This window comes from Crateriforma conspicua (assembly GCF_007752935.1).
In the GTDB taxonomy this organism is placed as follows: Bacteria; Planctomycetota; Planctomycetia; order Pirellulales; family Pirellulaceae; genus Crateriforma; species Crateriforma conspicua.
On the sequence record NZ_CP036319.1, the window covers coordinates 2,493,854 to 2,519,208 of the forward strand.

20 protein-coding genes are annotated in these 25,355 nt (G+C 58.7%); 10 read left to right on the forward strand and 10 right to left on the reverse strand.

Going from position 1 to position 25,355, the window contains the following annotated elements; all coding sequences use genetic code 11:
- The first annotated feature begins 43 nt into the window (after nucleotides 1-43).
- Entirely contained in the window at nucleotides 44-1,006 is a 963-nt protein-coding gene (locus Mal65_RS09605; RefSeq protein WP_145296552.1) for a D-2-hydroxyacid dehydrogenase, read from the forward strand.
- 10 nt (nucleotides 1,007-1,016) lie between these two features.
- On the opposite strand, the gene Mal65_RS09610 is transcribed toward Mal65_RS09605, so the two are convergent.
- The 3 genes from Mal65_RS09610 to Mal65_RS09620 form a co-directional block, all read right to left on the reverse strand.
- Nucleotides 1,017-1,937 carry a TerC family protein gene (locus Mal65_RS09610; RefSeq protein WP_145296555.1) on the reverse strand — a complete coding sequence of 307 codons (921 nt, stop codon included), beginning with the start codon at nucleotides 1,935-1,937 and terminating at the stop codon, nucleotides 1,017-1,019.
- A 190-nt stretch (nucleotides 1,938-2,127) separates the two neighbouring features.
- Complete coding sequence (locus Mal65_RS09615) at nucleotides 2,128-2,883, reverse strand: TSUP family transporter (RefSeq protein ID WP_145296557.1); 756 nt, start codon at nucleotides 2,881-2,883, stop codon at nucleotides 2,128-2,130.
- A 92-nt stretch (nucleotides 2,884-2,975) separates the two neighbouring features.
- Complete coding sequence (locus Mal65_RS09620; RefSeq protein WP_145296560.1) at nucleotides 2,976-4,181, reverse strand: ABC transporter ATP-binding protein; 1,206 nt, start codon at nucleotides 4,179-4,181, stop codon at nucleotides 2,976-2,978.
- 125 nt (nucleotides 4,182-4,306) lie between these two features.
- Here Mal65_RS09620 and msrB point away from each other — a divergent pair, with 125 nt between their 5' ends.
- From msrB to Mal65_RS09635, 3 genes are all read left to right on the forward strand, one after another.
- The gene (msrB, locus tag Mal65_RS09625; protein WP_145296563.1) at nucleotides 4,307-4,963 is read left to right on the forward strand and encodes a peptide-methionine (R)-S-oxide reductase MsrB; all 657 of its coding nucleotides are present in this window, start codon (nucleotides 4,307-4,309) and stop codon (nucleotides 4,961-4,963) included.
- 212 nt (nucleotides 4,964-5,175) lie between these two features.
- A complete protein-coding gene (locus Mal65_RS09630) occupies nucleotides 5,176-6,063 on the forward strand; it encodes a hypothetical protein (protein WP_145296566.1) in 888 nt (295 codons plus the stop codon).
- Between the two features lie 413 nt (nucleotides 6,064-6,476).
- Complete coding sequence (locus Mal65_RS09635) at nucleotides 6,477-8,645, forward strand: TolC family protein (RefSeq protein ID WP_145296569.1); 2,169 nt, start codon at nucleotides 6,477-6,479, stop codon at nucleotides 8,643-8,645.
- Between the two features lie 128 nt (nucleotides 8,646-8,773).
- Here Mal65_RS09635 and Mal65_RS09640 read toward each other — a convergent pair whose 3' ends face one another.
- Nucleotides 8,774-11,989 carry a DUF5060 domain-containing protein gene (locus Mal65_RS09640; protein ID WP_196784719.1) on the reverse strand — a complete coding sequence of 1,072 codons (3,216 nt, stop codon included), beginning with the start codon at nucleotides 11,987-11,989 and terminating at the stop codon, nucleotides 8,774-8,776.
- Between the two features lie 67 nt (nucleotides 11,990-12,056).
- Complete coding sequence (locus Mal65_RS09645) at nucleotides 12,057-13,277, reverse strand: exonuclease/endonuclease/phosphatase family protein (protein WP_145296572.1); 1,221 nt, start codon at nucleotides 13,275-13,277, stop codon at nucleotides 12,057-12,059.
- Nucleotides 13,278-13,694: 417 nt separating this feature from the next.
- On the opposite strand from Mal65_RS09645, the gene odhB reads away from it, so the two are divergent.
- Nucleotides 13,695-15,041 carry a 2-oxoglutarate dehydrogenase complex dihydrolipoyllysine-residue succinyltransferase gene (gene odhB, locus Mal65_RS09650; RefSeq protein WP_145296575.1) on the forward strand — a complete coding sequence of 449 codons (1,347 nt, stop codon included), beginning with the start codon at nucleotides 13,695-13,697 and terminating at the stop codon, nucleotides 15,039-15,041.
- On the forward strand, nucleotides 15,041-15,886 hold the full coding sequence (locus Mal65_RS09655; protein WP_145296578.1) for a DUF1559 family PulG-like putative transporter: 846 nt from the start codon (nucleotides 15,041-15,043) through the stop codon (nucleotides 15,884-15,886). The genes odhB and Mal65_RS09655 overlap by 1 nt, the downstream gene beginning before the upstream one ends.
- A gap of 17 nt (nucleotides 15,887-15,903) precedes the next feature.
- On the opposite strand, the gene Mal65_RS09660 is transcribed toward Mal65_RS09655, so the two are convergent.
- The gene (locus Mal65_RS09660; RefSeq protein WP_165701177.1) at nucleotides 15,904-16,362 is read right to left on the reverse strand and encodes a hypothetical protein; all 459 of its coding nucleotides are present in this window, start codon (nucleotides 16,360-16,362) and stop codon (nucleotides 15,904-15,906) included.
- Nucleotides 16,363-16,369: 7 nt separating this feature from the next.
- Nucleotides 16,370-17,953 carry a hypothetical protein gene (locus tag Mal65_RS09665; protein WP_145296584.1) on the reverse strand — a complete coding sequence of 528 codons (1,584 nt, stop codon included), beginning with the start codon at nucleotides 17,951-17,953 and terminating at the stop codon, nucleotides 16,370-16,372.
- A gap of 431 nt (nucleotides 17,954-18,384) precedes the next feature.
- Here Mal65_RS09665 and Mal65_RS09670 point away from each other — a divergent pair, with 431 nt between their 5' ends.
- Together Mal65_RS09670 and Mal65_RS09675 are read left to right on the forward strand one after the other, a co-directional pair.
- Nucleotides 18,385-18,663: a hypothetical protein gene (locus Mal65_RS09670; RefSeq protein WP_196784723.1), complete on the forward strand. Its 279-nt coding sequence runs from the start codon at nucleotides 18,385-18,387 to the stop codon at nucleotides 18,661-18,663.
- Entirely contained in the window at nucleotides 18,664-19,476 is an 813-nt protein-coding gene (locus Mal65_RS09675) for a TatD family hydrolase (protein ID WP_145296587.1), read from the forward strand.
- Here the strand turns inward: Mal65_RS09675 and Mal65_RS09680 are convergent.
- The gene (locus Mal65_RS09680) at nucleotides 19,460-20,317 is read right to left on the reverse strand and encodes an aminotransferase class IV (RefSeq protein WP_145296589.1); all 858 of its coding nucleotides are present in this window, start codon (nucleotides 20,315-20,317) and stop codon (nucleotides 19,460-19,462) included. The two genes, Mal65_RS09675 and Mal65_RS09680, sit on opposite strands and share 17 nt — an antisense overlap.
- 15 nt (nucleotides 20,318-20,332) lie before the next feature.
- Entirely contained in the window at nucleotides 20,333-21,391 is a 1,059-nt protein-coding gene (locus tag Mal65_RS09685; protein WP_145296592.1) for a hypothetical protein, read from the reverse strand.
- 204 nt (nucleotides 21,392-21,595) lie between these two features.
- Here Mal65_RS09685 and Mal65_RS09690 point away from each other — a divergent pair, with 204 nt between their 5' ends.
- The gene (locus Mal65_RS09690) at nucleotides 21,596-22,234 is read left to right on the forward strand and encodes a hypothetical protein (RefSeq protein ID WP_146438263.1); all 639 of its coding nucleotides are present in this window, start codon (nucleotides 21,596-21,598) and stop codon (nucleotides 22,232-22,234) included.
- 296 nt (nucleotides 22,235-22,530) lie between these two features.
- On the forward strand, nucleotides 22,531-23,544 hold the full coding sequence (locus tag Mal65_RS09695; RefSeq protein WP_145296597.1) for a transglutaminase-like domain-containing protein: 1,014 nt from the start codon (nucleotides 22,531-22,533) through the stop codon (nucleotides 23,542-23,544).
- 42 nt (nucleotides 23,545-23,586) lie between these two features.
- Here the strand turns inward: Mal65_RS09695 and Mal65_RS09700 are convergent, their stop codons facing one another.
- Nucleotides 23,587-25,200, reverse strand: a complete 1,614-nt coding sequence (locus tag Mal65_RS09700; RefSeq protein ID WP_145296600.1) for a hypothetical protein — start codon at nucleotides 25,198-25,200, stop codon at nucleotides 23,587-23,589.
- Nucleotides 25,201-25,355: the final 155 nt, after the last annotated feature.

The following is a 25,355-nucleotide window of genomic DNA, read 5'->3' on the forward strand; positions in this document are numbered from 1 at the left end:
GTCGGTCGTTATCCACCATCACGATGCGAACTGGCTGGCCGAGATGAAGATTGTCGTAACTGATGCGCACACCGCGAACCCCGGTGACCTTTCTTGGGACGCACTGTCGAACATGGGTGATGTGCAGGTTTATCCACGCACCGCCGCCGATGAAATCATTCCGCGTTGCCAAGACGCCGATGTGGTGCTGACCAACAAAGTGCCACTGAATGCCGAGACATTGGCGGCGTTGCCACGACTGCGATACATCGGCGTCACCGCGACGGGAACGAACATCATTGACATGGAAGCCGCGTCGCAGCGTGGCATCGTGGTGACCAACGTTCCGGATTACAGTTCCCGTTCGGTTGCCCAGCACGTCTTTGCCATGGTGCTGGAACTGGCCAACCAAGTCGGCCGGCACAACGATGCGGTTCAAGACGGGCAATGGCAACGCTGTCCGGACTTCAGCTTCACGACCGGCCCGCTGATCGAATTGGCGGGATTATCGATGGGCATCATCGGGTTTGGTTCGATCGGACGATGTACCGCCACGATCGCCCGGGCGTTGGGAATGAATATCTTGGCGTATTCTCGCACGCCGCCGAATCCGGATCCCAACGATCCCGATGCGTTCACGCCGGTGGGATTGGATGATTTGCTGGCGCAAAGCGATGTCGTTTCGCTGCATTGTCCGCTGACGCCACAGACGCATCATTTGATCAACGCACAACGGTTGTCGACGATGAAGTCGTCGGCGTGGTTGGTCAACACATCGCGGGGACCGGTGATCGACGAAGAAGCGTTGGCATCGGCACTGCGAAACGGTGTCATCGGTGCTGCGGCCCTGGACGTGTTGGACAGCGAACCGATGAAGGCGGACCATCCGCTGATGGGCCTGGACCGTTGCATCATCACGCCCCACGTCGCCTGGGCCACGGTCCAAGCGCGACGACGGTTGATTGACACGGTGACGGACAACGTTCGCCAATGGATCCATGGCGATGCGGTCAATGTCGTCAACTGATCGCCGGTGCCTACTGGGCCGCGGACGTTAGTGAACCCGTTTCGCCTTCGCCCTGACTGGGACGAATGCGTTTGGTCTTCATGCGTAGATTCAGAAATTCGACGCACAACGAAAACGCCATCGCAAAGTAGACGTAGCCTTTGTTGATCGGTTCGCCGATCGCGTCGCTTAGCAATACCACGCTGATCAGAATCAGGAACGACAACGCCAGCATTTTCACCGTCGGGTGCTGTTGAACGAAATCGCTGATCTGATTGGCAAAGATGATCATGATGCCGACGCTGATGATCACGGCGGTGACCATGATTTCGATGTGCGACGCCATGCCGACGGCCGTGATCACGCTGTCGAGTGAAAAGATCACGTCCATGAACGCGATCCGAAACAGGACGCCGCCGACGGTGATCTTGCCTGATCCGGATGCAGGCGGATCGATGCCATCGGCCGAACCGCCTGTGTCACCCGGCAAATTGCCAATTTCGTGTTCCAGTTCGCCGCCTTCGATTTTGTGGTGAATCTCGCGGACCGCGGTGTACATCAGGAACAGGCCGCCGACCAGCAAGATCAGATCGCGACCGGAAACCTGATTGACTTCTTCGTGTTCGGCCAGCCAGTCACCAAGTCCGGCAAAGGAAACGAAATCGCTTAGCGTGATCAAGGCGTCTTCCAGGCCCATCAGCCAGCCGATCATCATCAGCAGCAAGATCCGCATCCCCATCGCCAGGAACAGCCCGAACCGACGCGCGAAGGACCGTTTGTCCTGGGGAAGCCGACCGGTGATGATTGCGATGAAGACAATGTTGTCGATTCCCAAGACGATTTCCATCGCCGTCAACGCGAACAAGGCGATGGCCGATTCCATCGACACCAGTGGGGCATCACTGGCGATTTGGACACCGGACGCCAGCCAGGAAACGCTTGCGAAATCCATTGACAGAAAATCCCACATGAATCGACTCGATGCACCGGAGTGTGACGTGATTGGGCCGCTTTGACGGGCCGCGGATAGGATGAATTTAGCAAACGTTGCGTGGATGCGGATCGACGGCCGTTTTGGCCCGTTCGCGAGCCAGATGTCCAGCGATCCGATGGTCAGTGACCGAGTTTGCGGTCGTCGGTTTTCACCGCAGCCACGGCGATGCCAGCCCCGACACCCCCAACATCAACAACAGCCCCAGCGTTAACACTCGCAAACGCTGGCGTCCCAGTCGCGTGCCGAATCGCAGCCCCAAATTGGTCACCACGATCAGCCAGGGCGTCAATGCGGCCGCCGCAATTCCCGGGCCGATGATTCGGTCGCCGAAAAACAAATACAGAACCGTCAACGCGGGGGCCAAGCTGATCAGATACATCCCGAACAGAAAACCGCGGATTTGACGCGTGTCCCAGTCGTGGGCCTGGACCCAGAACACCATCGCCGGGCCACCCATGCCGACGACGCCCTGAAAAAAGCCCGACAGTGGAAACGCCAGGAACGCCCAGCCGGGGTGAAGACGAGCCCGCGGGACAGGACGAAAATAGATCGTCGCCAAGGTGGCCGTCAGGACGAATCCGCCGACGATCTGGCGAAGCGTCGTGATCGACACCGATTCCAGATTTTGAAGCGCCCAGACGCCCAAGGGCAAAAACACCAACCGCCCCAGCCCCGGCCACGCGATTTGTTTAGGCGTCAAACAGTCGCGGAATTTCCAAACGCCCCAAGCATTCTGTGGAATCGTCGCGACCAACAATGCCGTTTGCGCTTCGGGGATGCTGTAACCGCACCACAGAAGGCTGGGGACGATCAACAGCCCCGCGGCAAAACCGGCGGCGGACTGAACGAATACGCCGACCGAAAGGATCAACGCCAGCGGCAAGAATTCGGAAAGCGATTCCATGTCGCGAAGACTAACGCATCGTTCGGGATGACGTCAGCGGGACTGGACGGTTGCGAATTCGTTATCGTGCCTGGCATGCCGCCGTGCAAACATCAATGGACGTCTTGTCGCCATCCATCGGCGTCAAAGAAATGCACCGCGTCGTCGGCGAATACCATTCGCACGGTGCGACCGGGCTCGGCCGATTTCATCGATCCATCATGGTCGGCGACGGTAAAACGAAGAAGTGCTTTTGTTCCGGCTTCGTCTGAGCGGTCGTGCGTGTGAATCGGCAGCGATACCGTGAAGCGGTTTGAGGCACGACGAACCAGGTTCCCGACGATCGCCCATCGGTCCCCGCCGACGCGTTGCAACGTTGCTGGAACGTTTGCCGGCGTCGATGACGATTCGATGCACTCGACCGAAACCGCTTGGGGCAAGATGCAAACGGTCGGCGCGGTATTCATGTCTTGGTCGGGCAACTTACTCAGCTGGATTTGATTCGATCTGCTTTTAGACGCAGGTGTAAACGCAAACTCATTCAGGCCCCACGGTGTTAACAGCCGACAGGTCGCGCGGTGTTCGGGCTTGTCCAGCAGCACTTCGGGGTTGTCTCTTTGAACGATACGGCCGTCATGCAAGACAGCGATGGAATCCGCGACTCGCACGGCTTCCTGTCCGTCATGCGTCACGTGCAGCGTCACGCCGCCGCCGCGTTGGTGGACCTCGATCAAAATATCTGCCAGCGACTGTCGGTGCGACGCATCGATTCCCGACAGGGGTTCATCCAGCAATCGCACACCCGCATTGCGGATCAACGCTTTGGCCAGCCCGACTCGTTTCAGTTCACCACCGCTAAGCCCATCGGCGAACCGGTCCAGTAAACCTTCGATGCGGGTGGACCGAACGATGTCGGAAAGTCGTGTCGAATCGCGTACGTTTGTTTGGGCTCGACCGACCGACAGTTGTCGGGCGACGGACAGATGGGGATACAAAGCGTCGCCCTGAAACACCATTGCGACGTCGCGGCGATGGGGGGGCACACCGTCGACATCGACTCCGCCGATGCGAATGATGCCCGCGTCGGGACGGAGCAACCCAGCGATCAACCGCAACAGCGTCGATTTTCCGGACCCGCTGTTGCCCACCAGACAGACATACTGGCCGTCGTCGATGTCCAAATCGATTCCCGACAACAGCCCCGATGCGGTGGGGGCAGGATCCGGATAGTCGAATCGAACGGCGGAAAGCTGGACTTGTGGCATAAAATGTGAGTGTCGGGCGGAGTGATCCGGTCTTAGGCCATTTTTACGTGGCATTCCGACCAGTCGTTCGCCACGATGGATAGCGGCGGATCGCTACGCCGACTGGCACGTCATCCTTGTTCATTATTGGCGGACGGACGCATCGCGTTCGCACCGTCGACCGTTTTCGGAGAGATACGATGCAGCGCAAATCGCTTTTCTCGATTTTGTCAGCCGCCGCCATTGTGGCCGTTTTGACCGGGGTTTGGGGATCGGTCGGTTCCCGGGCGGTGTTGGCACAGGATTCCGATTCGTCACGAAAGCAGTCCGGTGTGGCGGAGGAAAAGGCCAAGCCGTATCGCCCGAAGTCCAAAGCACAACTGCGACGCGAACTGTCGCCGATCCAGTACAACGTCACGCAGAACGAAGGCACCGAACCGGCATTCCAGAACCGGTATTGGAACAATAAACGCGAAGGCCAGTACGAATGCGTCGTTTGTGGTCAACCTTTGTTTACCAGCAAGACGAAATTCAAATCGGGAACCGGATGGCCCAGCTTCTTTGCACCGCTTAGCCCCGATTCGGTGGGGACCAAAAAGGATTGGAAGCTGTTCTACACCCGCGTGGAAGTCCACTGCAGCCGCTGCAAGGCTCACCTGGGACACGTGTTCGAAGACGGCCCACGGCCGACTGGTTTGCGCTACTGCATGAACAGCGCTTCGATGAATTTTGTCGATCAAGCGACGCTGGATCGACGCAAGGCTGAACAGGATGCGGCGGAGAAGAAGGCGGCCGAGTCTGAAGGTTCAGATTCCACCGAAACGTCCGACGAGGCATCCGCTGCGGACGACCAATAGCAGCCACACGCGATTCGGGTGCCATTGTCCGCTGGTGGACCGGTGATGACGCAACGCTTGTTCGGGCTGTTCGGGTTATGCGGCGAAAGCACGCATGGACTGTTTTCAGCAGATGGATTGGTCGAAGGTCTTTTAACGAGTGGCTGCCCGCGCAAGCTGGGTATCCGTTCGATGCGATCTTACGAGCCGATCCGCCGTGCAAGGAAGCACTCATGCGTGTCCGTAACGAAAACGAAACTCAACCCTTTGTCCAATGCACTGATGGGGCGTGTGTCGGTGACCAACCGATTCGGCGTCGCCGTCGTCTGTGGCGTGCCTTGGGCTTGAAGAGCCTGGGCAGTTTGGGGCTGGCCGTCGGCATCGGTTGTTGCTCGCTTGCCGGGGCGGCCGAACCGAGTGGTGCGTTTGCGGCCAATCTGATGGAACCCGCCAATGCGTTTTCTACCGCATGGTTGAACGAATTGGATCCGCCTGATTCGTCGGCTGATGACGTCGATCCGCTGGATGACTTTGACGATCCGGCGGAGGATTACGGATCGGATGACTTGGGCGAAATGGATGAAGACGACATGGACGGTCGGCTGAGCAAGTCGATCTATGGTGACGGTAACGAACGAGTGCCGTCGCTCGAGGGCGGCCGCTTCGTATTGCCCAAGTTGGAAGCCCTGACGACGGACATGACCGAGATCGGCAACGGGCGTCTGCCGGACAATTTCCGTGGCGATGTACCGACGCCGGTGATGGCTTTGCCCGAAAGTTTGTTTGATCGCGGCTTGCCGGCTTCGTGGACGGTCAAGCACTGGGCCGCGCCGAACACGTTTTCATTGCCACGGTACTTCGAAGACCGAATGCTGGAACGCCACGGTCACGAGCGGTTCCCCTGTGCGACTCCTTTGATCAGCGGTGCCCGGTTCTTCGCGACGATCCCGATGTTGCCGTACCTTGCGACAGTGCGACCGCCGTGCGATTGCGAATACACGATGGGGTATTACCGGGTCGGCAGCTGTGCACCGCGTATGTTGCAACGTCCACCTTATGAAAAGCGTGCGGTGATTGCCGAAGCCGCCGCGATCGCCGGTGCCGCAGTGGCTTTGCCCTAGCCCTTTTTCGACCGACGAATCCAATCGAATCATCGCCTCGCCGCAAAGGTCATCCCCTTTGCGGCGTTTCTCGTGCGCTGACGACAGAATCGCGATTGTGAACGCGCGTCATCTCATCGCCCGCCGCTTGGGTTCGATCTGATCGGCCAGACGTCGGGTTGATCGTTGCATAACCGTCAAAGCTTGACTGCTTTGACAGGTGGCCGGATATGCCGGTTATGCCTTGTGTCGGGCTTGTTCGGTGTGAGTACGGTTGATCGCCGCGCTTCGGGCGCCGGTCGTTCCAGAAATGCGGTGTGTATGTCCGATGACGGTGCTGACGACGGTAGCGGAAGATTCGTCCCGAGCGATTTTCGGGCGTCCGTCGTCTGTACCGCAGCATCCCAAGCGTTCCTGATCGAGGCGACATCGCTATGTCAGACACGACATCCCCGCACAGTTCTGCTGACGCATCGACCAAGCGTCGCAGTCGACGCTTTGAACGAAAGCGAGCCCTGGTCGCTGCCATAGTGATCGGGACCGTCGTGCAATCGATCGGTGGTTGCGGCGTGTTTCGCCATCTGCCCGATGGGCCTCACGACACCAAGACGTCGTATCACGACAATTCGGCCTTGCGGATCGAATACCCCGAAGTCGCCCAGTGCGCGACGCCGACCAGCCAGGCGGCCCGTGCCGCATCGGCGCCGGTCACATTGGAAGACCCGTCAAAGATTCCCGCGTTGGAAATGACGTTGGATGAAGCGATCCGGCGGGCCATTTCGCAAAGCCCCGTCTTGCGTCGCACCGGCACCAATGCGGTCGTTTCGCCACAATCGGTATCGACCGTTTACGACCCGGCGATGGCACACTCCGATCCGTTCTCAGGCGTGGAAGCGGCGTTGGCAGCGTTCGATGCCCAATACGCGCAGACACTCAGTTGGAACAAGGTCGACACGCCCAATAATGTGGATCCCAACAACCCGATCGCGATCCAGTTCAGTCCGCTGGCACTTCAAGCGACCCAATCGGTTTTCTCCAACGAGCTGTCCAAACGCACCGCACAGGGTGCCAGCTTTGCCTTGCGGCACAACGTCAACTATGACCGCAACAACCGGCCGTTCAACTTCCTGCGAAGTTCCTTCATCGGGTATTTCGAAGCCGAGTATCGTCAGCCCTTGATGCGTGGTGCGGGCACCCAGTTCAACCGCATCGTCGGCAATGGATCGGTTCCCGGTCAGTACAACGGTGTCTTGATCGCGCGTGTCAACGAAGACGTATCGCTGGCCGAATTCGAACGCAACGTGATCGGTGTCGTATCGGACGTGGAAGCCGCGTACTGGAACTTGGCCACGGCCTATCGGGTCTTGGAAGCCAACCTGAAGGGTCGCGAATCAGCGTTACAGACGTTGCAGTTCCAACAAGTCCGCTTGGAAGTCGGTACCGGACGTCGCGACGAAGAAGCCCAAGCAAGATCGCAGTACTACCAATTCGATGCCCAGGTGCAAAACGCGCTCGGCGGCACCCAGGGTTTGTATGAACTGGAACGTGAGCTGCGTTACCTGATCGGCATGCCGGCCAGCGATGGAACGCTGATCCGTCCGACCACCGATCCGATCGATGTTCGCGTGACGTTCGACTGGAACAGCGCGTTGTCCCAAGCCTTGCAGCGACGCGTCGAAATTCGTCGACAACGTCTGCAAGTCAAACGCCGCGAGATGGAACTGTACGCGGCACGGCTGAACAAGCGGCCGCAATTGGACTTCCTGGGCATCTATCGTGTTCGCGGGTTGGGCGATCACCTGATCGGCAGCGAAGGGCACGGCAGTCTTGACAACCTGTATGGTGAAATCACCGGCGGCCAGTTCGAAGAATGGCAAATGGGCATGGAGTTGTCGTTGCCCGTGGGATTGCGAGCGGCCAGTGCGGCGATCGCCAACGCCAAGTTGACGCTGCAACGCGAACGGGCACTGTTGTCCGATGCCGAATTGCGTGTCAGCCATGAATTGACCGCGGCAACGCGTGCATTGGAGGTCACGTATCAGTTGGTGGAAACCAACTACAACCGCTACTTGGCCGATCTGCGTCAGGTCGAAGTGTTGCGCCGTCGTTACCTGGACGGCACGGACAACATTAATTTCCTGTTGCAAGCACAACGCCAGGTCGTCACCAGCGAACAACAGTTCTATCAAGCCTTGGCCGCGTACAACCTGGCCATCCGCGATGTCCACGGCAACAAGGGGTCGCTGTTGGCGTACAACCAGATCCAACTGGGCGAAGGTCCATGGTGCCCCGATGCCTATCGCGATGCGTACGAAGTCGGACGATTCTTGAAGCCGCGTCACCAACCCGAAAAGGTCCATGTGCCGCGACCGGTTTCGTCCGGACCGTTTGATCCGTCGGCGATTCAATCCACCGGCATGCCGGTGACGTCCGAGGTTTACCAGCCGATGCCGCCGTCGCAAGGCGGCAACGAAGGGCCGGTGAAGGAGGACGATGACGGCATCACACCAGCACCCAAGGACGATCCCGATACCAACAAAACCGGCAAAAATGAAACCGTCGCCGGCGTGGTTCCGATCTTGGTCCCGGACGTGCGTCGCTGACACGAACGGTGGCACCGACGACGGACAAAAAAAGGCGGCCGAATGCTGGAAGCATCCGGCCGCCTACCTTAGATCATTTTACAGTCGCGATGCGGTGACGGATCATCGCATCACGGTCGTGCGATGACTTATTTGCGTCGCACGACCAGCAACCAGTCGTCGGCGGACTTTTCACCGGCCGCAGGCGACTTCAGCGTGATCTTGGATCCGCCTTGCACGGTGGTGCCGTCGTATTTGACGTCACCGCCCTTGCGAGGATCAAACACGCCGACTTCGAATTCGCCATCGACACCGGACAAATCCAACTCGGTTTCGCCGACGGTCGCCAGGAAGACCAGATACAGATTGCCGGGGTTGGCCATGCAGTACTTGGCGTTGGCTTCGTTGCTGCCGTTGGTCAGGTTGTTACCGATCACCTCATCCGAAGGCATCAGTTCCTGGATCGCGATTTGGTTGTCTTTGAAGAATTCCAAAGCGATACGGCAATAGTCCCAACTGCGATCACGTGAACGCCAGTCTTCGCAAACCAAGTCGTTCTGGGTGTACTTGTAACCGAAGTAGTATTCCACGCCGGCGCCGCCACCCATCAGGTGTCCCCACAGGGTTTGGCGTCGCACTTCATGCTCGGTGTACGTCATTTCGCCGGAACTGTCGCGGCCGTCGTAGCCTTCGTAACCCAGGTCGGGGCACTGGCCGTGGGCGGCGGTTCCCGATTCATCAAAGGCGACGACCCAAGGCTTGCCGGCGGCGGTGGATTCACGCACCCATTTGACGGTTTGCCAGTGGGTGTCTTTGATCCCGCTGTTTTGCAGCGATAGGCCGGTCAACTTGGATTTGTCACCGATCAATGGACGGTATTGTTTGTCCTGTTGGTTTGGGAACGTGTGCAAGACGACGTTGTGGTCGTACGCATCCAACGCGTCGATGTAATTGATCATGTCTTGCAGTTGCTGGGTGGATTGAGTGTTTTCTTCACCCAGGTTCCAGTTCAGCGCCAGGTTGTGGCCGTATCGAGCGATCAGTTCGCGGCAATACAGTTTTCGCTGATCGCCAAGGTTGCCGCCGTCCAGCGACTCGGGGACCGAGTTGGCCGAACCGTTGTGGCCGCGATGATGATCGTCGATTTCCGTTTCCTGCATCTTGAAGTGCAGGTACATGTTTCGGTCGGTGCCGTGGTCGAACACGATGCCCCATTGATCCAACTTGCTGCAGTCATAATGCATCTTGTCGTTGCGATCGATGAAGGGCCAAACGTTGTCGCCATCGCCACCGGCGTTGTACGTCAAGAAAGAGAATGCGTTGCATCCTTTGCCGGACAAGTAATTGATCGCACCGATCAAGCCTTTGCCCTTACCGTCGGCCCAGGTCGGGTCGCCGTCTTGCCAATCGCGGATGTGGGCCTGGTAGGTCTTCAGCGGCACACGATCCTTCTTACCGGCGATCGTGTTGTCAAATTCGGCATAGCCCAGCAAGGTTTCCGGAGCGTCGGCACCCGCCTTCAAGAAGAATTCTTTGCTGTCGGCGTGTTGCAGGTAACGCTGGCCGACGTATTGCAGACGTCCCTTGGAACGGAAGCTGTCTTTGTCGGCGCTGCTGGCGGCGATTTTCAACGTTCCCGATTGGCCATCAAAAGGCGAAACGGTTTCTGCATCCGCATCACGATCGAGCGCGGCGCCGTCACCGCGACGGAACGAGACCTTGTAGGTCCAGCGACCCGGACGATCGGGGGCAAAGTGGGCACGCCACTGATTGCCTTGGTCAGCCGACGTATTCGCGGCGTCACCGTCGGCGGCAAAGTAGCCGGGGATCACATAGGTGGTTCCATCGTCGTGGTGCAGCGTGACCGTCATGTCCATGTCGGTGAACGGGTTGGGTTCGTTGTCCTGTTCGTGGGCGAACGGACCGTTCATCGTCAGGGTGACCTTATGCCAGGCTTCCAAGGTTCCGGAAACCGCGATCGAACCGTCACCGTCGGCGCCACGCGGTTGAATCAGCGGTTTTGTGCTGACCGGGGTGGTCGGGCTGGTGGCGGGCTTGGCGGATTTTGCCGGTTCGTTCTTGGCAACCGCGGCGGCTTTCAAGAAAGGTTGTGCGGCGGCCAGGGTTGTGTCATCGGCCGGTTCGAATCGGACCGCGGCCCAGCGGGCACGGCTGTATTCTTGCCCGTCTTTCGAAGCGATCGTTGCCTTGACCTTGATCACATCACCTTCGGTCAGGTCGACCGATTTCCAAGTTTTGTTGTATCGCGAACCGGCTTCGAACATCTTGTCGCTTAGCGGACATTGGTGTTGGCCGATCGTCCGGTCGTCGGCCATCACTTGGTACGTCGATTCGCCATCGCTTTCGCCGACCGCTTCCAAGGTGACGTTGTATTTTCCAGAGGGGAACGGAAACGTCTTGCCGGCCAAACCCGACTTGTTGCGATCGGGATTCACCGCGGCCCATTTGCCGTTGTGCAGATAGAACCCGGTGCCGTCCAGCGTGAACGACGACGCGGTCATCGCCAGCGCCTTGGCCGCGTTTTGATGGCCACCGTTTTGTTGATGCGTGTTGGCATCGGCGGTCGGTTGGGGCGCGTCGTTGGTCGGCGCGGGGGCATCCACATAAGCGAACGTCGGCGGTTGGGGGCCCGCGTGGACAACCGGCGCGGGACCGACACCGTCGGGGCGTTGGAAATCGCGGTTCTGGGTCAGGATGAACTTGTCAAATTCAAAGCCGTCTTCACGCATGCTGAAGTGCACCGTGTGAACGCCGGCGGTCGGAACATCCAAGAAGATCTTGTAGGGTTCACCGCAGTGTTGTTTCTCGGTGCGTTGTTTGCTTTCCCAGTGCCACGTGCGTTTGCCCGTGCACCATTGCATGCGTTTGCCGCTGTCGGGCCAGTTGCCGTCCAAGCCGACGTGGATGCCGTTGTCTTCGCTGCCGGTCGAATGGGCGCGGACCCAAACGTAGTAGCGACCTGGGTTTTGGAAGTTGATTTTGTAGCTGACCACGGCCAATTCGCCGGGCGTGCTGGAAAAGTTGGTGCCCTTGATCAGTTTTTCGCCGTGATTGCGTCGGCTGTCGGGCAGGATTTCTAAGTACGCGCCGTTGCTGGCGCCGCCAACATGGGGCGGGTCGCCGTCGGGCGAAAACTTCGGCTGGGTTTCCGAAGTGGTCAGATAGAAAGCGCGAGTGTCGACCTTTTGCTGGTCAAAAAAGTGTTCCGCTTCGACCGCGGCGATGCCGTCGGTTTCCGCGAAAATGGTTTGCTCGCTGGTGATCGGCGTTTTCGCCTGGGACGTCCCAGTCATGCCGACAATGATCGCCAACATGGCGAATGTGGGGGAAAGATTCAGTTTCATCGATCGTTTACGTGTAGTGCCTAGGAATTGAGTATTTAACCCGGGCACAATGTAATTCAAATCGACGTTAAAGGTGGCCACCCTCCACGGCAGTAAATTCGCCATACACGGGCAGGTGCGGCGAAATGGCTTCTGCTTCGCTGAGCGAAAGATTGTAGACCCTCAGGAAATTCAGCGGACCGCCGCGTCCCAAGTATTCGCTGGTCGATGAGGGACGCACCAGAATGTTGGACGTCTGATGATTGGCGAACACATCGGTCGGGCTGCTGTGCACGACGGCTTGCATCCGTCCGCCGGCGACGCTGGGGATCAGATACGCGTCGTCGGCTTGGAACAGACCCGCCAAGACAATGTCGTCTTCGCCACGGCCGTCTTCGGCGACCGCTTTCAAAATGCCCGACAACAAAGCGACCTCATCTCTCGCCCGCGTCAATTCGATCCGCACGTTGACCATGGAAAACGTCCAGGCTTCTGACGGGGACGGTTCGGCCGCACGGAACCAGGCGACCAGCGGATCATGCGACATCGCACCGGCCGGATCGGACACGGTATAGGTTTGTGTGCGATCCGCCTGGACACGGCTGGTGTCAAAGATGAAGCCCATCTGTTCGCCCAGCAACGGATCGGCTGCGGCGGCGGCATTCGGATTGGACAGGATGAAATCGTATCGAGAGGCGCCGCTGATTTCACTTTGTCCTTCGTTGACCGCATCGATCAGTCGGGGAATGACGTCACGTTCGATCGAGCTGACTTGTTGGAACGCGATCACGTCAAATTGACGCAAGATCCGGATCACGTTTTTCCGAATCATCGGATCCCGCAATTTGGTCGGTCCGAATCCGCCCATCGCCCACGACGCGATCCGCAGATTGCGAAACGCGTGGGTGAGGGCCGCCGCCCGGTTCGGTGTGGCGACGGGCACGTTGGCTTTGGCGAACGTGTTACGAATCACCGACGTGTCACTATCGAAATCGGGACCGCCGGTGGAGTCCTCCTTGCCGGACTTTCCCGCCAGGCCGTCGCCGTTCCACCATGACGTGAACGGATTGGGCTGTGATGCCGCCGGCACGACGCTGGCCGTTTGCATTCCGGTCCCCGGGGTCAAGGGATCGGATCGGTTGGCGGCAAAGCTGACGCGGTCCGTATCGACGGTATCGCCGGATTTGGGACGTACCGACACGCGATCCAGTCCCGACACTTCGTAATGTTTGACGAAGTACCATCCGCCGCCGACGACGACCAGCAGGGCGATGCCGGTCTGGATCAAATATCCACGGTGTTCAGACATCGCGATGGGGACTCCGGCAAACGATCGAAGGAACCTTCCTTTGGAATCAGGTGACTCGTTTCTATGGAATCGGACCGTCACACCGTGATGCTTTGGGCGCAAGTGGTTCGCCCATGCCGCCTGGTGAACTTTGGGTGCAGAAGATCCAGCACCTAGGGATCGAACCAGATTTAACGCTTCACCGAATCAACACGAATGACCGCGAAATGCCGGCGGCGCCGGCCTGACACCACCACGTCGGATCGGTATTCTTTATGGGGTGGCTGCGACGTCTTGGTCGGTCCCGGACGCCGAATCGGCGCCGGTGATCGTACGTTGCCCCACAGACGAACCATGGCCGGTCGGTGGTCTTCCCCGGCGGCAACGCCCCGTCGGCATCCCACGTTCCGCCCTTTAGAACGGAAGTCAGAAACGATCGTGAGCGATCTTGTTAGCGTCGAAGTCCCCACCGTGGGCGAATCCATTTCCGAAGTCCAGATCGGCCAGTGGCTGAAATCCGAAGGCGACCACGTGGCCGCCGGCGAAGACTTGGTGGAAATCGAAACGGAAAAGGCGTCCGTTCAAATCCCGGCGCCCGTGGCCGGCGTGCTGACGTCGATCCAGAAGAAAGAGGAAGAATTCGCGACCGTCGGTGAAGTCATCGCGTCGATCCAGCCCGGCGAAGCTCCCGCCGGCGGTGGCGGCGGCAAATCGGCATCGTCCCAGTCCGCCGCACCGACACCCGCCCCGGCAGCCCCCAGTCCCGCACCTGCTTCGTCGGCACCCGCCGGCAAGGGCGGTTTCGTGATGCCGGCCGCCCAGCGTTTGTTGGACGAACACGGCCTGCGTGGCGACCAGGTCCCGGCCACCGGACCCGGCGGTCGATTGCTGAAGGAAGACGTGGTGGCCTACATCCGATCGCGGCCTACCGATCCCGCCCCGTCGGCTGCCCCCGCAACGACTCGGCCCGATGGACCGACCACCGCGGCATCGACCACCCCGACGGCATTCCAACCGCCCGCCGCCCCCATGACACCGGCCCAGCGTCCGACGATCGACGGATCGCTGATGACCAGTTCGCTGCACCGGGGCGAAGAAGTCAAACCGATGAGCATGTTGCGGCGGACGATCGCCGCACGCTTGGTCGAAGCCCAACAAACCGCTGCCCTGTTGACGACGTTTAACGAAATCAACATGCAGCCGGTGATGGACATCCGTAACAAGTACAAACAAAGCTTTCACGAAAAGCACGGTGTGAAGCTGGGCTTCATGTCCTTCTTTGCCAAAGCGTCTGTCGAAGCCCTGCGACGATTCCCGGCCGTCAACGCGGAGATCCGTGACGCGAACATCGTCTACAAGAATTACCAAGACATCGGCATCGCGATCGGTGGCGGCAAAGGACTTGTGGTACCGATTTTGCGTAACGTTGAACGCATGTCGTTCGCGGAAATCGAACGGTCCATCGGGGACTATGCGCGGCAGGCCGGCGAAAACCGGTTGCAGCCGGCGGATCTGATGGGCGGAACGTTCACCATCAGCAACGGCGGAATCTATGGTTCGCTGTTAAGCACCCCGATCGTTAATCCGCCACAAAGCGGGATTTTGGGTCTGCACTCGATCCAAGAACGACCGGTCGCCGAAGACGGCCAAGTCGTGATCCGTCCGATGATGTACGTCGCGTTGACCTATGACCATCGGATCGTCGATGGTCGCGAAGCGGTCGGTTTCCTGACGACAATCAAAGAAGTGATCGAAGATCCAGCAAGAATGTTTTTAGAGGTGTGATGAAGTCGACAAGCACGCAATCGGAATCGTGGCCGACCTTACGGAGTGGCCGCGGTGTGGGCGAAGTCGTTTTCGTGCTGTTCTTGGTCGCGTTGATTGTCGCCCTGGCAATCCCATGGATGCTGCAGTCGCGACAACGATCGCGACGCATTATCTGTCAGACGCACTTGCAACGGATCGCCACGGCGCTGGGTTCGTACCATTCGACGTTCGGACATTATCCCTCAGGCACCTGGGACGAATCATCGGCGGTTTGTAATGACCCCACCGGGTTCCACCACAATTGGCTGACCGGCTTGATCGCCCGAATGGATCATCCGGAATTGGCCGAATCGATCGATCGGTCGGCCAGCATTTATTCGCCGTCCAACACGATGGTGCTGCAGACCGTCGTTCCCGAACTGCGTTGCCCCGCTTTTGACGGGGTGCCCGAAAACGTGACCTGCTATGCGGGCAATCAGGGTTCGGTCGAAACGCCGATCGCGCCGGACAACAACGGCGTCTTGATGGCCAACGTTTTCTTGGACGCCGACGGTGTAAGTGATGGTTTGGAATACACGGTGTTCGTCGGCGAAAAACTGCCGTTGCCGGACGACCACGGTTGGGCCAGCGGCACCCGATCATCGATCCGCAACGGCGGGCATTCGATCAACGTGTCGAAAACGTTGGTTCCCGGCGACGACGCTACCACGACATTGGGCGTCGTCGGCGGCTTCGGCAGCGATCACGTGGACGGGGCGCACGTGTTGTTGGGCAGCGGACGTTGGTCCTTTGTTGCCGACAACATCGACCTGACGACGCTGCGTCAGATGACCGATCGAGCCGACGCGCAGACGACTGAGTGATGGTGATCGCTTTTCGCTCAGGCTTCGGCGACAAACAAACGTCGCCGAATGTCGGCCAAGACGGGTTGGTCTTTGTCACCCAGCCCCGACTTTCGCTGGACCAATTGCACCGCGGCATCGAACGCGTCGACCGACACCATGATCGCCGCAGGATGTTTCATCCCCGCGGCTTCGGTTAAATGATCGATCAATTGCATCGACTTGCGATCCAAACGATGGGCGTGCCCCAAGTCCAGCAACAATTGATGCGGCGAATTTTCGGGGGCGGTCTGGCGGCGAAACGCTTGATAGATCACCAGCGCCGCGGCAATCGCGATCACCGGGATCGCTAAAAACCACAGTTCGCCATGCCACTCCGATTCAACCTTTTGTTCGCGGAACTGAAGGCTGACGTCACGCATGACGGTTTCGGCCAGGGGTAACGTGGCATCGGTGACCGAGCTTGTCTTGGAAACAATGTTGGACCACATGTTCATCTTCGCCCTAATTTAGGTTCAGCTCGCTAAGGTCGGACACATTGGCCGGAAATTCCGTGTCCGATTCCTGACGCTTTTCTAACGAACGGCGTGCGGCGTCGCGTGCACTGCTTTCCGGCAGATCCGCCATTTCGATCAACAGGTTCAACGTTTCTTCACCCGTGCCGTCGGCCATCACTTCGGCGGCCACGCGACGGGCTTCCTGGTGGTCATTGCGAACGATGTGTTTCATCGAATCGCTCAGCAAATCAATCGCCGCGAACGCATCGACGGCCAGCAATGCGTCCAGCCGATTTTGCAGTACCGGGTGACGCAGCGAATCGCTGACATGTTGGATCGCTTGATTGTCGACCATCATCACCACACGTCCCAGGATCCGGCGACTGCGTTGGCCCAATGTGTTCATGACCGGCAGCATTGCCGCGGCATGCAACGGACGCAGGACCTCACGCGCCGCTTCGCCGATCCGCGGGTCGGGATGATCCAACATTTCGATCAGGTTCATCAGCAATCGGGCTTTGCGATGTTGTTGGATCTGCGCGGGATCATCACTGCTGACGTGCTTGGCCGCTTCCAACCACGATTCGGCGGGCTGGGGTTCGGTTCGTTTCAATGCGGAAAGTACGGCTGGGATCACGGATTCGCCGCAGTGTTGTAATGCACCACACGCCAACGTCAGGGTGTCTTCCCAGTCGCCATTGCCATAGGACCAGACATAGATCAGGGCGGCTTGGTGCGAATCGGACAGTTGATCCGATTCGCCGAACGCTTGACGACAGCAGCGCGGAATGCCCAACTGTTTCAAGTTGTTGATCGTATTGGGTGTCGGATCGGTTCCCACGCTCGTTAGGAACGATGACTGGAATGTTTCGTCCGTGCGATCCTGGATCGCGCCGGCCAGCACATCACCCAAGTCGCGGCGACGGACGCCAGCGGCCAGCAAGTCGATCAAGCTGCGATCGGTCGCCTTGACCAAACAGTCGGTCAGCAACTCGGCGATCCCCGAATCGTCTTTCATGCATCGACGCAGTTCGCTGTCGGACCAAGTCGATGCCAACAGAAACGCTTCCACCAAGGTGTGGTTTCGGTGCATCGAGAATCGACGGGCGCTGGCGGCCAGACGAGTCACGAAGGCGGATCGACCGAGAACGTTCACCTGTCCCGACCGTGCCGCATCCCCCAGTTGTTGGGCGATGGAGCGAATCGTGTCGGCGGCGGCGTGACGGATCGCATGGGATTTTCCGTTTTCCGCCAAGCGGGCAATCGTGTCCGTCAGGTCGACCAGCTGCAGGGTCTTGCACGCCCGCAAAGCCGGCAGCACGACATCGGCATCGCCTGACAGACGTTCAGCGACGAACGTTCGAAACCACTTGGCATGTGGCACGAGACGTTCTTGTTGTTCCGGCGTCAACGACGGCCAATGCATCGCCAGGCACCGGCCGGACCGTTCACAGCGTCGGCGCAGCAATGCGTCAACGGCACGTCGGTGAGCGTCCGGATCGCCGCTGCGCAGGGCCGACGCCAAGACGTCGACCGCCGCAGCGTTGGCGGTTTCGGCTAGAAATTCATAGGTCAGTGATAACCCGGGCATCGTACAGCACCCCCCCCCTAAACGCCACGTTCCGATATCGTTTGATCTTGCGACCGATGAAGGACGCGACGACCGACGAAGATGGGAATCCGGCGTTGCGGACAACGGACGGTTGTCGAGTTCCCCTTCCCGACAGCCATCACAAAACGTTCAATTCACGGAACAGCGACTGGGTCGCTCCCGTACTGGAAACGTAGCTTTCGTTCTGACAAACGTGTCATCGGTTGGTTGTCAGATCCGCATCGCCCCGGCGTTGGGCGACGGACATCCCTTACATCCGTCGTGATCGATACAAAGGACGGCGATGGTCATGCTTGCGGATGATCGCCCGACCGCAGTGGTTTATAATTTGGGTTTCCCGAGACATCCGGTCGCTTGGCCGGAATCAACGCTTCGGTTCGGGGAACCACCATCATGATTGAGTCGCAACGATGCCATCATCTGACGTGACATTGTCCCAACAAGACGCCAAGACGATCCTGAACGAAAGCTATCTGGAAGTCCGCTCCAAGATGCTGGAAATTGCCGCTGCGCTGGATCGGATGCAGTCGGCACCCGGCGGTGACGGGCTTGGTGATTCGGACAAACGAATCCAGTTGGACCAAGCCATTGAGATCTTAGCTTCGGACGATCCCGATCGCGCGGCCCGACTGCAGTTTCTGTTCAGCCGACCCTACGATGCCCAGTGGCGAGAGAAAATGGAACTGTAAATGGACTACATCGACCCCCACATTCACATGGTTTCGCGGATCACCGACGACTATGAAACGTTGGCCCGCATGGGATGTGTCGCGATCAGCGAACCTGCGTTCTGGGCCGGCTTTGATCGTGGCACCGTCGACGGATTTCGCGACTATTTTCGTCAACTGACCGAAGTCGAACCGCGTCGCGCTGCCCAATACGGCATCCAGCATTACACGTGGCTGTGCATCAACGCTAAAGAAGCCGAAAACGTCTCGCTGTCGCGCGACGTGATCCAGATGATTCCCGAATTTTTGGATCAGCCCAATGTGTTGGGAATCGGCGAAATCGGATTGAACAAGAACACCAAGAACGAAGCCACCGTGTTCTTGGAACACCTGGACTTGGCCGCCAAGTACAACCAACCGATTCTGATCCACACGCCGCACCTGGAAGACAAGTACCAGGGGACGCGAATGATCTTGGACATGTTGCAATCCGACACGCGATTAGATTCGGATCGCGTGTTGGTCGATCACGTCGAAGAACACACGATTGACGAAGTCTTGGATCGTGGTTTTTGGGCCGGCATGACGTTGTACCCGGTCACCAAATGCACGCCGCAACGCGCCGCCGACATGATCGAACGCACCGGTGGCGAACGATTGTTGGCCAACTCGGCCGGTGATTGGGGGCCCAGCAAGCCGACCGCCGTGCCGGATTTAATCTTTGAATTGCGACGACGCGGCCACAGCGAATCGTTGATCCGCAAAGTGGTTTACGAAAATCCGCTGGAGTTCTTTTCACGCAGCAAGAATTTCAACTTCAATCCGCGGGCATGACCCGTCGGTCGAACTCTGCTTTGATGCGGCTGTAAACGCTGTCGTGGTCGCAGGTCTTTTGGCGGCCGTCGACCTCACCGGCAAACCACACGCCGGCGTCGGTCCCCATCAACAACACTTCGTCCGCATTGCGTAACTGCTGTGGGGTGATCGGGGCCAGTGTCCAGCCGATGCCCAAATCACCCGCGATGCATTCGACCACGGCTTGGGTCACGCCATGCAAAATGCGATCTTTGGGTGGTGAACATAGTGTGCCCTGCGAAAGTATCGCCAGGTTACAGGTGCTGGTTTCGGTGATCGAACCGTCGCCGTCCAACAACACGCCGGCCGCATCCGGTTGCCTGCGTTTGGCTTGCTGGTCCGCCAAGTAGTAGTGCAATCGGCACCGTGTTTTGATTTGCCGTGACCAACTGGTGGGCGGTGGTTGGGTCACGTCGGTGATGACCAGCGGTTGTCCGGACCGTGCCCAGCGTTGATGCCGTTGATGATCCAGGCTTTGGATCTGCAAGATGCATGTCGGCGATCCCTGTTCACTGCCGGGGGTCGCCAGCCAAGTGATGCCGACATCACCATGAACGTCGATGGTCGCACGGTTCCGCTCGATCAGTTCGTCGACCAACGCGGTGAACGAGTCCTTCGACGGCAACGACGCAATGCCCAACACTTCAACGGTGTCCCACCACCGCCGCAGGTGGCGGTCGGTTTGAAACGGTTGTCCGTGATAGGTGCGAAGTCTTTCGACGGCGGTCACGCCTTGGCGAAATCCCACGTCGGTGCTGTCAATGCGTGGCGGCGGTGTGTCGTACCAGCGGCCGTTTTGAAAGTATTCGCCCAGGATCATGGGATCGAATTCACATCACGGGTTGGGGAACAGGCAATGGTCGATCACCGTTTGCATCATCGGACCGGCTCCGCAATTGGACGTGTAATAGTCCAGTTCGCTGTGATGCCGGCCGACCACCGCGGCACAGTCGCGGGCCCGCACCGGCAATCGAGTCCCGTCATAGCGTGATGCGAAACGTGACGGACCACTGTAACCCAAGGCATCGGCGTTGCGGATGCGATCCAACCGCCAGTAATTCTTCAGCACAACATCGCGGCGGTTGTACAGCAGGTGGATGGAATCCAGATTCTGGGTTGCCAATCGGTGATAGCCTCGTTCGGCCAACCAGTCATTTTCCAGCGCCGGAGCGACCAAGCCGATGTCGATCGCCGCACCGGTCACTTTATCGCCGGGCAATTGTCGTCGACCCAATGTGCCGCCGGCCATTGCATGCAGCGCGCCTGTGATCACGCGTCCGCCAAAGCTGTATCCGATCATCGACGTCGGCTGGCTGGCTTTGACATGTTCACGCAGCAACCAAGCCAGATACAGACCCTGTGTATCGGTCCGTGCGGCTTTAATGCGTACGTCGTTCAGACCGAATCCTTCGCGTTCGCTGGGCCAACTCCACAAGACCCAGTCGATCGAACCGCCGAATTGTCCGGTGCAGTGTTGGTAACGACGAACGCTGCGGTACACCGCCAATGTGCGTTCGATGGCTTTGGCCGATGAGTCCACACGATTGCCATGAACGTAAACCACCGTCGGACGATCGCTTTGACGGCTGGCCAAGTACATGTCCAACGATGATGGATGGATCCGGCCACAGGTGTCCAACTGATAGACACGAAAGTTGGGCGATTCCAGCGGGGCCGCACAAACGCTGGTTTGCATTCCGCGGGTGCTGAACATCCACAAACGGTCTTGGGTCATGCCCAGTGAACCAATTCGTGACGTTGATTCCAAGGTGTCAGACAAATGGATCGATGTGTCGACCGTGATCGGCGGAAGATCAGGACTGGCGGCGATGCCGGTCAAGCCGAACGTGATTGACACCACGAGTGAAAGACAAGCCACTCGTTGGATTCCCATGATCGATCGACGCGTCCGACAACACGTCGTCAAGCTGTTGCGCTGCGGTGGAGTCATATGGATACAGGACGTAGCGGGGGAAGCTGTGGAGGTAGGACATCAAAATGTTGCTGAAAAAAAACGATGTTGCGTTTGCACAACACTCCAGGCGACCTAGTTTTGTGCGGTCCTTCATCAGGATCAACGAATAGGCTCGGTTTGTTAATGAAGGAAAGTATGATGATGATCCGCAAAGTAATGATTGTGCTGGTTCTGTTGACCGTTTCCACGTCATCGGGATGCAGCGGGCTACGCAACTTCTTCTTTGGACGCGGCGCCCGCTGCGGTTTGTGCAACACGATCGGCTCGTGCACCAACCGGCTGTTGGGCGGCTGTCGATCAAGGACCCAGCAGATATGCCCACCGGCCGCCCAGGTCGCACCGCCCGTTTACGCACCGGCGCCCACCTATGCCCCGGCACCAACGTACGCTCCGGCGCCCACCTACGCACCGGCCCCGACTTATGCTCCCACGCCGGTCGTGACCGCCCCGACGTATTGTGAACCGCAGTGCCCGCCGGCCGCCGCGATGGCTGCACCGACGTGCAGCAGTTGCTATGGATCACCGACTCTGGAATCCGGTTGTGGATGTGGATCTTCCGCCGGCGCATACGTTGATCCCTATGGAACGCCGATGATGTACGACGGACAAGTGATCGGCGATGGCGTCATGGGCAGCGGTGTGATGGGCGGTGACGGGTTCCAACCCCGATACAACAGCCAAATGTCGCCCGTCCAGGACTTCATGAACGATATGTACGACGAACACGGCGATCGCATCGTCGACCGCCAACTCGTCCAGTAGCATTCGCACGACGCGGCGTGTCAAAACGTACGCTTTGTAGTGCAGCGTTCGGTCGCCCCGGAACGTCGAACGTAGAAGAAAACGTCTGGCACTGTAGAAATCCGTACGGTGGATAGATGCAGCGGCCTGAAAAGACGAACGCTTGGAATCGTTCACCGACTAGACTGGAATCGTATCGCCGTCGTTCGACGAGCCCGTGCGGCGGCGATGCGTGACCGGTCTGTTTTTCTAGGGTCGCCAATCGTGACCCGTCTCTGAACAAATCGAATTTCTTTCTTCCCACCCCAATCGACATCATGCCGCTTGATCGTCGCCAGTTTTGTTCACAGTCGTTGGCCCGTTTGACAGCCGTCTCCGCAGCCACGACGCTCGAGTACCATCACGATGCCATGGCACAAAGTCGTCGCTCGCGACGGGGCGACCAGGAATCCGAAGGCACGCCACGCGTTTCGTTTGATCTGCCGCAAACCCATCGATGGCGGATGGGGCTGTCACTGAAGACCGGTTCGACCTGTCAAAACGTGATCGCGACGTTTCCAATTCCGGTCAACTGGCCCGAACAAGAAGTCCGCTTGGTCAACAAGAACATCGATAATCCGATGACCCGCTGGATCACACGTCCGGCGCCCGGGGGAACGACCCAAGTGGTCGCGTCGGTGGCCAAGGTGGCCGCCAGCAGCGAGACGGAAATCATGTTCGAATTCGATGTCAAGAAGCATCGAATCGTTGCACCGGAGGTCACCGATGATCTGGTGATCCCCGCGCGGCCATCGCGGGACATCAAGCTGTACCTGGGAACCAGTCCCGAGATCGACCACACACACCGGACGATCCGCGCCGCCTATGCCGAACTGTCCGCCGAGCCCTATGACAACGCGTGGCAATTGGTCGAACGCATGTACGACTACGTGCGGGACAACGTGCGATACGTCAACGGACCGATCCAACGTGCATCGTTGGCTTTGGAAAATGGATATGGCGATTGCGAAGAAATGACCAGCCTGGTCGTGGCTTTGTGCCGCAACGCCAAGATTCCCGCGCGGATGGTTTGGGTGCCCGAACACTGCTATCCAGAGTTCTACCTGGAAGACGCCGACGGCGACGGTCACTGGTTCCCGTGCCAAGCGGCGGGAACCCGACAATTCGGTGGCATCGAAGAATATCGTCCGGTCTTACAGAAAGGTGATCGCTTTCGTGTCCCGGAAAAGGGCGGCAAGCCCCAGCGTTATCTGACAGAATTCTTCACCTGCGAGGTCAAAGGACGCAGCGATCCAAATCCGACGTTCGTGTTGGAACAGGTCGACGTTTGATCGAATGCCGGGTGCGGACTTTTCGGTCCATCCGGCTGGCCGCTACAAGACGATGGTCGCGCCCAACACCAGGCTGTCCTGGGTGACGTCACGGTCGCTGACCGTCGTGATGTTGATCAACGGCGCGAATCCTGTGCTGCGGACATACTCAGCCGACACACGCATGTGGTGTGACAGTTGTTTTTGGTACCCCAGCACCAGTTGTCGGTTGAATTCAAACTCGGTGCCTGGGCCGCCCTGATCGCCATCGCTGTAGCTGAATGACCAGACGGAAAACCCCGGTCCACGGTGGGGCCAATACGCCGCTTCCAGCCGATACGCTTGGACCATCGATCCGGTGACCGGCCACGCTTCGGTCGTTGAAACCCATTCGCCCGCCAGCGTGACCGCCATGAATTCGAATTGGCCGAACAAATTCCATGCGCTGTTGTTGTCGTCACCGAATTGGTTGGCATCCAGGTGTTCGGCGGTGAAACCATCGTAGATGGTCCCCAACAGAAAACCGCTGCCAAGTTGGATGCGTCCCAATTCGATATCGCCGTGACGAAAACGGACGTTGGCGGCGAAGTTGTTCAGCTTTCCACGCGATGTCGAATCGGCCACGCGGATCCCTCGACCACCGTTGATCGCGGCAAGCGTGACGTGCCACCGGTCGTCAAAGTACCCCAGCCCGACGCCTTCGGCCAACGCGGAAAAGTAGTGCCAAACGACGGACTGGGTGAACGGGCTAAGGGTTCCAAGGTCGCCAAAACCGATGTTCTTTTTCCCCAAGTACAGGTACCAGGGACTCTGCCGAAAATCACCAAACACGGCGTACGCTTGGCGAACTTGCAGACTGCCTTGGCGGTGGTCTGGGAACGTGAACACGTCGGAGAAAAGCCACTCCCCGTACACATGGGCCATCGGTGAGACATGCGCCGTGACGTGACCGTTGGCCTGCAACAGTCGCGCGTCGGTCGCGCTGTCGCCAGAAAAGTCGGTGGGGAAACGACCCAGGTACGGAAACTTGTCCGTCGTGTTGGTGGTCGCCGCCAAGAAGGACAATCGGGCTTGTCCGCCGACGTACACCGCCGGTGTGAATGCGTCGCGATGACACGCGTGACGCAGGATCATCTGTTCTTTATCCGTCTGTCGGTTTTGAAAGTCCAACAACGGATCGGAAAAATCGGTGTCCAGGTTCAGCCATGGGCGTCGACCCTGCATGATCACCGACGTCGTGGGTGATTGGGGATACACAACATTGCCGGGAACGTCGAACAAAGGACTGTGTTCATCGAACACTGGGGTTTGCCCATCGAACACTGGGCCGATGATTTCGGCTGTTCCTGATTCGATCGCCAAGTCCGTTGCGGGACCCTGGAAAACGGATGACTCTTGCACGCCATCGGCCGGGTCCGAAACACTCCATTGGCTGCCGATCACCGTTTCGTCACCGAACACCGTTTCGCTGCCGGGTGGAACCACCTCGGGCGAAGACCACAGCGGCGCGTCTGGATTGGCAGCATCCGATTTGATGTCGTTGGGGCTGGGAAGCGTCCAAGTTTCCTGTGCCGTCGCCGTGAAACCGAACGCGCACACCAAAATCCAGGTCACGACGTGCCGCAGGCCGTGACGGATTGATGGCGTGATGTAGCGGTCGAGGCGAAAGGCGGGCATGAGGCAGTGGCAAGCGGGCAAGGGCGGCACAGGTGTGGTGTCAATCGCGTCCGTTCTGGTCCTATCGGCCGAAGCGATCTTGTTGAACGCGGTGACTTTTCCGCCTGCTCAAACTTTGCCCAAAATGCCGAGGTTCAAGTCGGCATCGTTGCCAG